Origin of the sequence: Lampropedia hyalina DSM 16112, assembly GCF_900129055.1 — a bacterium.
Taxonomy (GTDB): domain Bacteria; phylum Pseudomonadota; class Gammaproteobacteria; order Burkholderiales; family Burkholderiaceae_C; genus Lampropedia; species Lampropedia hyalina.
The window spans coordinates 1-13,214 of the sequence record NZ_FQUZ01000030.1 but is presented as its reverse complement, the minus strand read 5'-3'; the positions used below and the strand labels follow the sequence as shown (position 1 = coordinate 13,214).

Annotated in this window: 8 protein-coding genes and 3 tRNA genes; 4 read left to right on the top strand and 7 right to left on the bottom strand. The window is 58.4% G+C overall.

Translation table 11 applies throughout. The features are described 5' to 3' along the window. Positions 1-59: 59 nt before the first annotated feature. The 7 genes from BUE21_RS11390 to mfd all read right to left on the bottom strand — a co-directional run bounded on the left by BUE21_RS11390 (position 60) and on the right by mfd (position 11,436). A complete protein-coding gene (locus BUE21_RS11390) occupies positions 60-3,038 on the bottom strand; it encodes a restriction endonuclease (RefSeq protein WP_073356789.1) in 2,979 nt (992 codons plus the stop codon). Between the two features lie 7 nt (positions 3,039-3,045). After that, positions 3,046-3,372, bottom strand: a complete 327-nt coding sequence (locus tag BUE21_RS14550) for a hypothetical protein (protein ID WP_143164509.1) — start codon at positions 3,370-3,372, stop codon at positions 3,046-3,048. Positions 3,373-3,377: 5 nt separating this feature from the next. Further along, positions 3,378-5,288, bottom strand: coding sequence for a site-specific DNA-methyltransferase (locus BUE21_RS11385; RefSeq protein ID WP_073356811.1), 1,911 nt, complete (start codon positions 5,286-5,288; stop codon positions 3,378-3,380). Between the two features lie 11 nt (positions 5,289-5,299). Then, positions 5,300-5,992, bottom strand: coding sequence for an RNA ligase family protein (locus BUE21_RS11380; RefSeq protein ID WP_073356788.1), 693 nt, complete (start codon positions 5,990-5,992; stop codon positions 5,300-5,302). Next, positions 5,989-6,528 carry a hypothetical protein gene (locus BUE21_RS11375; RefSeq protein ID WP_073356787.1) on the bottom strand — a complete coding sequence of 180 codons (540 nt, stop codon included), beginning with the start codon at positions 6,526-6,528 and terminating at the stop codon, positions 5,989-5,991. Before BUE21_RS11375 ends, BUE21_RS11380 begins: the two co-directional genes overlap by 4 nt. Continuing rightward, positions 6,525-7,778 (bottom strand): AAA family ATPase, encoded by a 1,254-nt coding sequence (locus BUE21_RS11370; RefSeq protein WP_234971137.1) that lies wholly within the window; start codon positions 7,776-7,778, stop codon positions 6,525-6,527. Before BUE21_RS11370 ends, BUE21_RS11375 begins: the two co-directional genes overlap by 4 nt. Positions 7,779-7,962: 184 nt before the next feature. Next, the gene (mfd, locus tag BUE21_RS11365) at positions 7,963-11,436 is read right to left on the bottom strand and encodes a transcription-repair coupling factor (RefSeq protein ID WP_073356785.1); all 3,474 of its coding nucleotides are present in this window, start codon (positions 11,434-11,436) and stop codon (positions 7,963-7,965) included. A 178-nt stretch (positions 11,437-11,614) separates the two neighbouring features. Here mfd and BUE21_RS11360 point away from each other — a divergent pair. The 4 genes from BUE21_RS11360 to tuf all read left to right on the top strand — a co-directional run bounded on the left by BUE21_RS11360 (position 11,615) and on the right by tuf (position 13,212). Then, positions 11,615-11,700 (top strand) — tRNA-Tyr (locus tag BUE21_RS11360). A gap of 62 nt (positions 11,701-11,762) precedes the next feature. After that, positions 11,763-11,836: transfer RNA gene (locus BUE21_RS11355), tRNA-Gly, on the top strand. Between the two features lie 36 nt (positions 11,837-11,872). Next, positions 11,873-11,947, top strand: a tRNA-Thr gene (locus BUE21_RS11350). 74 nt (positions 11,948-12,021) lie between these two features. Further along, positions 12,022-13,212 (top strand): elongation factor Tu, encoded by a 1,191-nt coding sequence (gene tuf, locus BUE21_RS11345; RefSeq protein ID WP_073356243.1) that lies wholly within the window; start codon positions 12,022-12,024, stop codon positions 13,210-13,212. The last annotated feature ends 2 nt before the right edge of the window (positions 13,213-13,214 follow it).

Below are 13,214 nucleotides of genomic sequence, written 5' to 3'. Positions count from 1 at the left end.
TCACCAGACCGTCAAATACCGTTTTTTCATTTCTTCATGCGGATGCGGCGGTGCTTGCGTCAGCCCTTGTGTGTCGTCCGCTCAATCTGTGCCAGCAGTTGTGCCAACTGGGTGTGGTTGGTCTTGGCTGCATAGCGCACGGGTACGCCACGCTCCTGCAAGGCTGCAAAGAACTGGCGGGCACTGGCCATCTTCCAGCTCTCGCGCGGCGAAATGTCCGCCTCGCTGTCGTAGCCTTTGGTTTCCACCACCAGATACAGGGCCTGTGCCTTGCCGTCTTGCGACACCACATAGCCAAAATCCGGGTTGTAGTTGCCCACCGGCGTGGGAATGTGAATGCGCGGCAGCTTGGCAAACACCGTGATCTGCTGGTGATTGGATTCGTCCACCGTGTCACGCTCGATCTGGCTGTCCACCGGCATCAGCGCAGCATTGTAAAGGGAGCGTTCGCGCACGGCAGGATTGCCAATGGCATGGGTTTCCGCGCCGCACAGGGCCACCGGGATGGTCTTGAGCAACTGCCCGGCCTTGTCGGTCAATGCCGTCTCCACGCGGATTTCGCGCAGTTCGTAGCGCACTTCATTCACCACCAGTTCATGGACGCAACGCACAATCAGATCGCGCAGCGTGGCCAGGGCACGGTGTTCGTTGTGGCGAATCTGTGCGAATTTGTCGGCTGGCATACGCCGCAAAATATCGCTGATGGTGTGCATGGCCAGCCGCGTCTGGTTGGCCAGCTCGCGCACAAAGCCCGCCAGCGTGAAGACCGATTGCGGCACGGCCGTGTAATGCACCTGCGTGCTGTGCGCCTGGCTCACCGCTTGCACGTCCGTGGTGCGTGTGGTCGTCACCGACAGCGGCTGCACATGGAAGGATTGCCCAATCGCATCCACCACCTTGTCGGTGAGTTTTTCGGTGTCGATGGCATAGCGCAGCACGGCATCGCGGTTGAGGTTCTGCCACAGATCGCGGAATTTCTCGAACTGCGCCGGGTTGATGGCCAGCGTGGGTTTTTGCCGCTCGGGTTTGGCCTTGACCTGCCCTGCGCCCTCGTAATAGACATCCAGATAGCGCAGCATGTTGGCGGTGCTTTCGGGCGGCAGATTTGGCACCTGTTGCAAGGCTGCCGCAATGCGTTCACGTTCGGCCTGATAGCGGGGCTTTTCCCACAGCAACGTGGCCGTGCCGCTGTCGTCGTCCAGCGCAATGAGGCCGGTTTCCAGCAAGGCATCCAGCACCTTGTTGGCCTGGCGCGTGCTGCTGGCAATGCCGTATTCGGCCAGCACCGCATCATCAAACGTCGCCGCCACGCGCCGCACACTCTGCGCGGTGATTTCGTTCTGAATGGCCCGCACAAAATCGCCTTCACTGGCCGGAACCACCACCGTCAGATCGTTGATTTCGTCAAACGCCGCATCATCGGCCTGCACGCGCTGCAACTGCTGGTTCACCGCCAGCCGCAAACCCCGGCCAATCTGTTGCAGCTTGGTGATCTTGCTGTTGCTCGGGGCCAGCTTGCACAGCGTGAACACGTTCGGGTTGTCCCAGCCCTCCTGCAACGCCCACATCGAGAAGATGAAGCGCAGATCGGTATCGAAGCTCAGCAGCTTTTCCTTCTCTTGCAAGATGAGTTTGATGGCCTCCTCCTCGCCTTTTTCCGTGCGCGAACGGGCAAAGTAGCCCTTGTGAATGCGGCCAATGTCGCTGGCCGTGCGCTCCAGATAGGCGCGGTAATCGGCCTCCAGATCAGCACGCGCCAGCACTTTCTGCAATTCGGCTGTGTAGTGTTGCTCGAACAAATCGCGCAGCACCGCAGGCCGGCCACCCTCGGGCAGGTACTTGTGTACCGCATCGATGAAGAACAGGCTGATGGCCTTGATGCCACGCGCAAACAAGGCCGCCTCGCGTTCGAAATGGTTGGCAATGGTTTGGCGCACCAGTTCGGACTGCACCTCATCGGCCAGCATCCCGTAGCCCGTGGGCTGCTCCAGCGGCAATGCGAAGCCATTCGTGAACGTCAGCTCGTTTTTGGTGATTTTCTCCACCACATGCCCGTTCAGAAACGCCAGCCCCGTCACCTCGCCCAGATTGTCCTTGGCATATAACAGCGCGGTGGCCGTCTTGCCACTGGCCGTCTGGTAGGCCACGCTTGCCTTGCGCTCCTTGGCCGTGCCGCTCACCTGTGTGAGGGTGAGCGTTTGCGCCATGTCCGCGCCCGTGCCCACCGTATCCACCGTGATGCCCTTGACCAGTCGCTGGCGGAATGCCTCCAGGCTGTCCAGCGTATAGACCAGATTGCGGAACTCGCCCTGCTTGAAGGTCGCGCCAAAGCGAAGCGTCAGTAGCGGGTTGAACCGGGTCAGATATTCCTGCGTCTGCTTGCCCTCGAAGCGGTGCGGCTCGTCGATGATGAGCACGGGCCGGATTGCCGCCAGAGCCTCCATGTAACTCTTGGCGTGGCCGAACAGATTGGCCTCCACTCCGCGTTTGTTGATGATTTTGCTGTCGCCCGCAAACGACTGATAGGTGGCCACCAGCACCGAAATGCAGCCCTGATTCGCTGCATGGATGAAGCCCGCCACCGTCTTGCCCGAGTAATCGAACACGCGGATTTTCTGGTTCTCGTATTCACGCGCAAAAAATGCCGCTGTCGTCTGCAAACTGCGCAGCGTGCCCTGCCGGATCGCATTGCTGGGTACCAGCACGATGAACTTGGCAATTCGGTGATCTCGGTAGAGCCGGTGCATCGTCTCGATGAAGGTGAAGGTCTTGCCCGTGCCGGTTTCCATCAACACATCCAGCGACAGGGCAGGCGTGGCGGTGAGTGCCACCCGCACCTCACCCGCTGTTACGCCATTGGCAGCACGTACGCGCTCGATATTGGCGCGGATGGTTTTCTGCGCCTCATGCGGCACGAATACCGGGTTCGCCTGTGCGCCTGTGGGGGCCACAAAGCGCACATCGGTGAACACCTGCGCCACACTCTCCACGGCCTCGGCCTGGTGCGCCAGCCGGGTGTATTGGAATTGGACGGTCATAAGAAAGTCACCCTGCCTCGACTCGGTTGAATACCACCCCACGCATTGCTGCATCCCTTCCCGTCATTCCCGCACCCTGTCCCGTCATTCCCGCGCAGGCGGGAATCCAGGTGGCACGGCGGTTGCATTTGAAATTATTGCTGCCATTGGAGACACCGCCGCTGGATTCCGGGTCAAGCCCGGAATGACGGGGAGAAAACTGCACCGTCATTCCCGCGCAGGCTGGAATCCAGGTGGCGCGGTGGTTGCGTTTGAAACCGTTGCAGCCATTGGAAACGCCGTCACTGGATTCCGGGTTGAGCATGGAATGACGAAGCATGACAAAAAACGGCATCGCGTTCACCCCCGCAGCCGCAGCCGGTCTTCCGACAGGTGCAGCGATTCCAGCATGGTTTTCAGGCCCAGCAGGAAATTGTTGTCATGCACCCACGGCGCGTAGACGCTCAGGTGGGTGACGGGGTTTTGCGCTGCATTCAGCAGCGGGCGGATGTCGTCGGTGTCGGCATCGCGCAGGATGAACAGCGTGTTTTCGGCACGGTACAGCACGTCGCCCTGGATGGTTGCCATGCGTGTGGACAACGGCAAGCCCTCGGCCAGCAGCAGGTTGTGCAGAATGCGGGGCAATTGCGCGGGCTGGGGCGTGGCAATGCTTTGCTGCAAGGTGCGCAGATCGTCTTGTGTGGCCTCCTGCAACGGTTTTTGCAGGATCAGCGCGTCGGGATCATCCACCAGATCGAACACGCGAAAGCCCGTGTCCACGTCTGGCTTTTCTGCATGGATTCTGGCTCCGGCGCGGCGCAGACGTTCGGCGGTGATCTCGAAAATCGTCGCTTCCGGCTTGCCCAGTGTCTCGGTGACGAAGCGGTGCGCTTCCTGCTGTTTTTTCGCGTCGATGGGCTGGGGGATTTGCACCAGAATGAATTGGCGCTGGCCGCCATCTTCGGCATTCAGGCGCATCACGGCTTCGCCGGTGGTGCCGCTGCCGGCGAAGAAGTCGAGGATGATGTCGTTTCTAATCTGAGCTGTACCAATGGTTAGCATCCGGCTTATAAGCGCAACAGGTTTGGGTGTGTCAAAAACGTCAGCCCGTTCCAACAGAGCGTTAAGTTCTTTTTTTGCGACATCGTTGCTACCGCATTCCGACATATCCCAAAAACTCGGGACGACTTGTCCTTCTGACTCGCTTAGGAAGCGTTTGATGCGTGGTACGTTGTCACCGGAAAATCCGAACCAGATTCGGTTATCTGCTTTTAATTCAAGGAATGTTGTTTCAATCAAACCCCAACTTCGTCCAGGGGGAGGGGTTATTTTTCTGCCGCTTGGCAGAGTGACTGAAAAATATTGATCTTTTGTAGCTCGCCCAGTCATTCCAGTCATGTCTACTGAAGCCCATGGACCGCGAGGGTCGTGATCTGGATTGGAAAACGCTTCTATGCGCTCCTGACTCAAAGGAATTTTGCCAATAGCCTCTTTTATTTTTGTGGAGTCCTTCGTGTAGCAAAGAATCCAGTCGTGAACAGCTCCTATGGTGTCACGCTGGTCAGGTGATGATCGTTTTTTCCAAACGATTGATGCAACAAAATTCTCCTGCCCAAACACCTCATCACACAGCAGCTTCAACTGCGCCTGCTCGTTGTCGTCAATGCTGATGAAAATCACGCCATCGTCGCGCAGCAAATCCTTGGCCAGCAGCAGGCGCGGGTACATGAAGCTGAGCCAGCCGCTGTGCGTGCGCGCGCCGTAGATGTTCTGGATGTATTCCACATCTTCGGCTTTGTGGCCCAGCTCTGCCAGCACCTCGCTTTGTTTCACGCTGAAATCGTCTCGGTAGATAAAGGCATCGCTTTGCGTGTTATAGGGCGGGTCGATGTAGATCAGCTTCACCGCACCAAAATAACTCTGCCGCAGCAGTTTGAGGGCATCCAGGTTGTCGCCCTTGATGAGCAGGTTGCCGGTGGTGTCCCAATTCGTGCTGTCAGCCGGCAAGGGCTGCACGATTTTCTGCGGTGGCACAAAGGCGGTGTGATAAGCCTCACGCTTGCCCACCCAGCGCAATTCATACCCATCTTCTTCCACCCGAATGCCTGCCGGGTTGGCCGGGTCGAGTGCCTGCTGAATCGCCGCCGCATTGACGCGAATGTGCCCATCGGCCTCGGTCTGCACGGCAGCAGGAAACAACTCGCGCAACAATTCCAGCTTCTGCGCGGCAGGGCTGGGGGCGGTGAAGAAGGGATGTTTGGAGGTGGTCATGGGAGTTTGGGTCAAGGGCTGGGCGGGTAGTCCAGCCGGTTCCACTGAATGATGCGGTTGCGCCAATGGGTGTCGATGGTCTGGGTGAAGTCAGGGCGTACCAGCTTGGCGCGTGCATCGCACCAATGGGCTGATTCCCTGCGCAGCACCACACCTTCCAATGGCCCCTTGCGGAAATGGCTGGAGGTGCTGGCGATGAGTTGTTGCAGTTGGGGCACGGTGGTGTGGCCACGGGTGATTTGCGGTACGGTGACCAATCCGGCCTGGGTTGCCAGCCTATTGCGTCGGGTTGTGCTCCAGAATTGCTTTGCAGTACGGTCGTACACATCAAATGCCAGCAACCAGTCGGGCAGGCGATCATAGTCCAGCGAGTGACGCGCTGCGCACCATTCACCGAAAAGAATGATATTCGGGGTCAAGGCTGCCGCAAGGGCTGCGCCGTGCAGTTCAAGCCATTGTGGCAAGCGGGCAAACTGTCCGCTGTATGGTTCATGTAGATACTGTCCGCGGTTCTGTACTTGCAGGTGTGCGTCAGGCGTGAGTGAGAAGCCCAGGTTGGCTCCGTCCACTTTTTCTTCCACGACCACGTCTGCGGTCAGCAGGGCGGTGGCTTCATCGGGTGACAGAATTTTGTCGTCACGCGGCTTGCCTGTGCCCAACCAAACCAGATGTGGGGTGCTGGGGAAGCGGAAAAAATCGGTCATGCTGCCTTGGGCGGTAATGTGGGAGGTGGCAGCCTGGGGAATTTCTTGCGGTAACTGGTACAGACATCATCCGGGCATAGAAATTTCACTTCAATACCTCGGGCTTCAAGTGTGGGCCACCAGTCCAGCCATTTGCAGTCTGCGGCTTGCCAGATAGGGGGCTTGTCAGGGTGTGCGTTGGCGGTGGCGGCAAATTTTCTGTCAGGTGGGTCGAACAGATTTTCCAGTGCGGCATCGGGAAATTCTGCGAAGCGGTTTTCTTCTGTTTCATGCAAGGTGACTTGCTGTACCCGCTGGATATTGCCTTGGTTTTGCAGCAGCCATTTCAGGAAAATATCACCAGTGCCTTTGGGTTGATTGGGGTGGGTTTTATGGCGGTATTCGCCCAGAATGTGGTGGCCATCGTCTATGACCACAGTGCCCGACTGCTTCATGGCTTTCAGATGTTCGATGCAGGCAATCATGCAGGTGGGCGAAGCCTCCAGATGCTGGCCGTTTGCGACCAGTAGCACATTGGTGTCAATCACTGCTTTCATGGCTGCTGGCTTTGTGTGGCCAGTGCCTGTTTACGTCGCATGGCGGCAATGGTACGGGCGGCAATGTCGGCCATTTCGTCGCCGAAGAAGTTTTCTGGCCAGTTTTCGATTTCGCCAAACATGTTGAGCCGCAAGGGTTGCAGTTCGGCACCGGATGGGGAGCGTTGGCAGAAATACACAGCTACATCGTCAGCAGAAATAATGCCCTCTGCGACACGGCGTTGCAGCCGATTCAGAAAGTGTTCGGAATGGCTTTCTACAATCAGTTGCACATGGCGTTCCTTCTTGTTTTCACGAGCCTGTGTGGTGGCTGAGATGAATACATCGGCCAGTTCCGCCTGAACTTGGGGATGAAGGTGAATTTCGGGTTGTTCCATCCATACGGTGGAATGGGGCTGGCAATAAAAAGCCTGAACCAGTGCAGGCAGCATTTGCGAGACGCCAAAGCCTACGTCGGTGATTTTGACCTCGCTGGCTTGGGTGTGGGTTTTGACGAGCACTTCAAATTCCTTGCGCCCTTCGGCTACGGGTTTGACGGAAAAGCTCTCGATAATGCCCAATTGTTTAAGCCATTGAGCAATGAATTGGTCAAAAGGCTCCAGTGGTTTTCTATACCCACGGTTGAGTTTACGTCCCTGTTGGGTGGCTGCCAGAATGGCCGCTACGGTGAATTCACCACGCGCACCCACGCTGTCGGGAGTTTCTCCTGACCACGAGTAAATTCTTTTGGGATGGTCACGCAATGGGCCAAGATAGTCCACGGCATTCAATGCGGCCTCGGTCTGTAGTGCCAGATCAGAGAGAAATTCGGCATTCTGAAACCGTGCCCGGCTTTGGTCGGAAATACGATAGAACTTGTCTGGGTGATTCAAAGGCCAAGGCCGACCGGTATTGCGGGTGAATTGATATTGTGTCGAGGTGATTTCAGGCTTGCCTTTTGCGTCCTGATGGTAGGTGATCTGAAGTGTTTCTTGTCCCTGGTGGCGCAAGGAGTAGTTCATCGTCTGGATGCGGGGCTGTTCATTGTGATCGGCCAGCATGGAAACTTTTAGAAAAAGTTCGTTGCCTGTGAATTGATTGTTGTTGATGGGGTCTTCAATCATCAGATCGTTAGGCAGTTTCCAGCCAGTCTCAAACTCCAGTGGTTGGCTGAGATCGTGCTGGTGCAGACATTCCTTGAATGTTCCTAAATCAACCAATGAGTTTTCATCACCCAGTTGCAGTGCGCGTTTTCGGTCGGCAGAAAGCACGGTTTGCTTGAGTGCCAGTAACAGATGCCCCAGGCTGCTTTTGCCTGCACTGTTTGCACCAAAGATGATGGTCAGAGGGGCCAGCCGTATGGGGCCAGTGTCTTTCCATGCCTTGAAATTCTTGATGTGCAAGTGGGTGAGCATATGAGTGATCTTTCAAAATGAAGATGGCTGATTATCAAGCTTATGTTATGGGCTGCCCCAAATTGCGCAGCACATCCCGCACCATCTGTACACGGTCTTTCAGCTTGGGCAGTTCGCGTTCGATGCGCAGTTTGTCGTTGCCTGCCAGCCTGATGTGTTTGTTCTTCTGGATCATTTGAATGATGGCCATCGGCTCCACCGGTGGGTTGGGGCAGAACGAGATGGTGATGACACCCGGTGCGGCATCGACTTTTTGTACGCCGTAAGGTTCGCAGAGGATGCGCAGGCGGTGGGTATCGATGAGCGATTGCACCTGCTCGGGCGGTTTGCCGAAGCGATCGACGATTTCTTCCAGCAGCAGATCCACCTGGTCGGTGGTCTTGGCGGTGGCCAGCCGTTTGTAGAACGACAGGCGCAGGTGTACGTCGCCGCAGTAGTCGCTGGGCAGCAGGGCGGGGGTGTGCAGGTTGATTTCGGTGACGGCGGCCAGCGGGGCCAGCAGGTCAGGTTCCTTGCCTGCCTTGAGGGCATTGACGGCATCTGACAGCATTTCGTTGTAGAGCTGGAAGCCGATTTCCAGCATGTTGCCGCTCTGGTGTTCGCCCAGCACTTCGCCAGCACCGCGAATTTCCAGATCGTGCATGGCCAGGTAGAAGCCGCTGCCCAGTTCTTCCATTTGCTGAATGGCTTCAAGGCGTTGCTGGGCTTGCTTGGTGAGGCTTTGCACATCGGGCACCATCAGGTAGGCGTAGGCCTGGTGGTGGCTGCGGCCCACGCGCCCGCGCAACTGGTGCAATTGGGCGAGGCCGAATTTGTCGGCGCGGCTGATGACGATGGTGTTGGCACTGGGCACGTCGATGCCGGTTTCGATGATGGTGGAACACAGCAGCAGGTTGTGGCGTTGCGCGACGAATTCGCGCATGACTTTTTCCAGTTCGCGCTCGGGCATCTGGCCGTGGGCAATGGCAATGCGTGCTTCGGGCAGGATTTCTTCGAGTGCCTGGCGGCGGTTTTCGATGGTTTCGACTTCGTTGTGCAGAAAGTACACCTGCCCACCGCGCTTGAGTTCGCGCAGCACGGCTTCGCGGATGACGCTCTGGCCTTCACTGCGCACAAAGGTCTTGATGGCCAGGCGTTTTTGCGGTGCGGTGGCAATCACGCTGAGGTCGCGCAGGCCTTCGAGTGCCATGCCCAGCGTGCGCGGGATGGGCGTGGCCGTGAGCGTGAGCACGTCCACTTCGGCACGCAGGGCTTTCATGGCCTCCTTGTGGCGCACGCCAAAGCGGTGTTCTTCGTCGATGATGAGCAGGCCGAGGTTCTTGAAGTCGATGCTCGATGACAGCAGCTTGTGCGTGCCCACCACAATGTCCACCGTGCCTTCGGCCAGCCCCTTGGCTGCGGCGTTGATCTCCTTGGTGGTGCGAAACCGGCTCATCTCGGCAATCTTCACTGGCCATTTGGAGAAGCGATCCACCAGCGTCTGGTAGTGCTGTTCGGCCAGCAGCGTGGTGGGTGCAAGAAAAGCGACCTGCTTGCCACCCATGACGGCGACAAAAGCAGCGCGTAGAGCGACTTCGGTCTTGCCAAAGCCCACGTCGCCGCAGACGAGTCGATCCATCGGCTGCGGGCTGACCATGTCGTGGATAACGGCCTGGATGGCGGCGTGCTGGTCGGGTGTTTCCTCAAAGCCGAAGTCCTTGGCAAACACATCGTAATCGGCTTCGCTGAGGCGGAAGGCGTGGCCGACCCGTGCAGCACGGCGCGCGTAGATGTTGAGCAATTCAGCCGCTACGTCACGCACCTGTTCGGCGGCCTTGCGCCGGGCCTTTTCCCACTGGCCGGAGCCGAGCTTGTGCAGTGGCGCATCTTCCGCGCTCACGCCGCTGTAGCGGCTGATCTGCTGGAGCTGGCTGACGGGCACATACAGCACGGCTTCGCCCGCGTATTCGAGGTGCAGAAACTCCTGCAATGCCGGGCTGCCGTCGGGATTTTTTTGCCCCATGTCCATGTTGATGAGGCCCTGGTAGCGACCAATGCCGTGCTGGGCATGCACCACCGGATCGCCGATTTTCAGTTCGGCGAGGTCCTTGATGATGGAATCGATGTCGCTGGCCTGTTCATGGCGTTTGCGCTTGCGGCTGCTGGGGGCGGTGTGGAACAGTTCGGTCTCGGTGACGAACTCGATGCCCGCATCCGGCCAGGCAAAGCCGCGCTGCAACGCGCTGGTGGCAATGCCGGTTTTCTCGTCGCTGTCCAGAAATTCCTGGAGGGTGTCGAAGGCCGGGGCAATCAGGCCGCTGGCGCGGAAGAAGTCGTTGAGGCTCTCGCGCCGTCCCGCACTTTCGGCCAGCAACAGCATGCGGTGGGGGCTGTGGCGCAGATGTTGTTGCAGGCGTGCCAGCGGGTCTTCCGCACCGCGTATGGCCGATACATCGGGCAGCGGGGTGAAGTCGGCACTGTGCGCGCTGGCGGTTTCGGCACTGGCTGCATCGGCGGGTGGGCGCAGTGAGAGTTGCGCCAGCGTCTTGCAGCACTGGTAGAACTGTTCGCTGCTCAAAAATAATGTGGCTGGAGGCAGGGCGGGGCGTTCCTCGTCGTGTTGCAGCAGGCGGTAACGGTCCTGGGTGTCCTGCCAGAAGCGTTGCAGCGCGTCTTCCAGCGGGCCATGCAGCACCAGCGTGGTTTGCGGGCCGAGGTAGTCGAACACCGTGGCCGTGTCTTCAAAGAACAGCGGCAGGTAGTATTCGATGCCAGCCGTGGCCATGCCATTGCCCATATCTTTGTAGATGCGGCTTTTGGTGGGGTCGCCTTCCAGCAACTCACGCCAGCGGCTGCGAAACCGTGTGCGTGCTGCATCGTCCATCGGGAACTCCCGCCCCGGCAGCAGGCGGATTTCCTGCACGGTCTGCTGGCTGCGCTGGGTATCGGGATCGAAGGTGCGGATGGAGTCGATTTCGTCGTCGAACAGGTCGATGCGGTAGGGCTGCTCGGAGCCGTTGGGATAGAGGTCGATCAGGCCCCCACGCACGGCATATTCACCAGGGCTGACCACCTGGGTGACGTGCTGGTAGCCGGCCATCGTCAGTTGTGCCCTGAGTTTGGTTTCGTTGAGGGTTTGTCCGGTCTGGAACTGGAAGGTGTAGCCAGCCAGGAATTCCGGTGGTGCGAGCCGGTACAGCGCGGTGGTGGCCGGAATCAGCAGCACATCGGCCTCGCCCTGCTGGATGCTCCACAGCGTGGCCAGTCGCTCGCTGATGAGGTCCTGGTGCGGCGAGAAGCTGTCGTAGGGCAGTGTTTCCCAGTCGGGGAACAGCACCAGCTTCAGTGCCGGAGCAAAGAAAGCCATTTCGCGCAACAGTCGCAGGGCATCGCTGGTATCGGCCGTCACCACGGCCGTGCGTCGCCCCTGGGTTCGCTCGCGCAGTGCCAGCTGGCTCAGCAGCAGGGCATCGGCAGAGCCGGTGGGCATGGGCAGGGTGTAGCGTTGGCCGGTGGTGAACTTGGGAAGATTCATGGAAAGAGAAGCCGCAGGCCGACGTGCCAATGCGGCGTGAATGGCGAGTGAAAGACAGGTTTTGGAGTGTAGGGGAAATCGTTCCGGCGGGAGGCAACCCGCAAGCGTACATCGATTCGAGAAAAATGCCGGTTTTGTGTTTATGCCAAAAAATGCTGTGCTAGAATCACGATCTTTCGGAGGGATGGCCGAGTGGTTAAAGGCAACAGACTGTAAATCTGTCCTCTTACGAGTACGCTGGTTCGAATCCAGCTCCCTCCACCAGTTCGAGAAAGCACAAAGTTGGCCGGTGCTGCATCTGCAAATTGAAGATCGCGACGCAATTTGCGGGAGTAGTTCAATGGTAGAACCTTAGCCTTCCAAGCTAATGACGCGGGTTCGATTCCCGTCTCCCGCTCCAGATTGGGGTGCAGGTTTGCTTTGTGTTGGTCTGACTGCCCTTGTGGCTCAGTGGTAGAGCACTCCCTTGGTAAGGGAGAGGTCGCGGGTCCGATTCCCGCCAAGGGCACCATCTTTCTGAGGTTTCGGCACGGTGCTGAAAGCTTCTTTATCTGTTTTTGTTTGAGTTTCTTTCGGAGTATAGAAATGGCAAAAGAAAAGTTTGAGCGCACGAAGCCGCACGTGAACGTGGGAACGATTGGTCACGTCGATCACGGCAAGACCACGCTGACCGCAGCGATCGCCACCGTGCTGTCCAAGAAGTTCGGCGGCGAAGCCAAAGGCTACGACCAGATCGACAACGCGCCTGAAGAAAAGGCCCGTGGCATCACCATCAACACCTCGCACGTCGAGTACGAAACGGAAAACCGCCATTACGCCCACGTGGACTGCCCCGGTCACGCCGACTACGTCAAGAACATGATCACCGGTGCCGCCCAGATGGACGGCGCGATCCTGGTCTGTTCCGCTGCCGACGGCCCCATGCCCCAAACCCGTGAGCACATCCTGCTGTCCCGTCAGGTCGGCGTTCCCTACATCATCGTGTTCCTGAACAAGGCCGACCTGGTGGACGACGAAGAACTGCTGGAACTGGTCGAAATGGAAGTGCGTGAGCTGCTCGACAAGTACGAGTTCCCCGGCGACGACACCCCCATCATCCGTGGTTCCGCCCGTCTGGCCCTCGAAGGCGACCAGAGCGAAATCGGCGAAGCCGCCATCCTGAAGCTGGCCGAAGCCCTGGACACCTACATCCCCACGCCCGAGCGTGCTGTGGACGGCGCATTCCTGATGCCCGTGGAAGACGTGTTCTCCATCTCCGGTCGTGGTACTGTGGTGACTGGCCGTATCGAGCGCGGCATCATCAAGGTCGGCGAAGAAATCGAAATCGTCGGTATCCGTGATCTGCAAAAGACCACCGTCACCGGCGTGGAAATGTTCCGCAAGCTGCTGGACCAGGGTCAGGCTGGCGACAACGTTGGTCTGCTGCTGCGCGGCACCAAGCGTGAAGACGTGGAGCGTGGCCAGGTTCTGGCCAAGCCCGGCACCATCAAGCCCCACACCGAATTCACCGCCGAAGTGTATGTGCTGTCCAAGGATGAAGGCGGTCGTCACACCCCATTCTTCGCCAACTACCGCCCGCAGTTCTACTTCCGCACCACCGACGTGACCGGCTCCATCTCCCTGCCCGAAGGCAAGGAAATGGTCATGCCTGGCGACAACGTCTCCATCACCGTCAAGCTGATCGCTCCCATCGCCATGGAAGAAGGTCTGCGTTTCGCCATCCGTGAAGGTGGCCGTACCGTCGGTGCCGGCGTCGTCGCCACCATCATCGCCTGAGT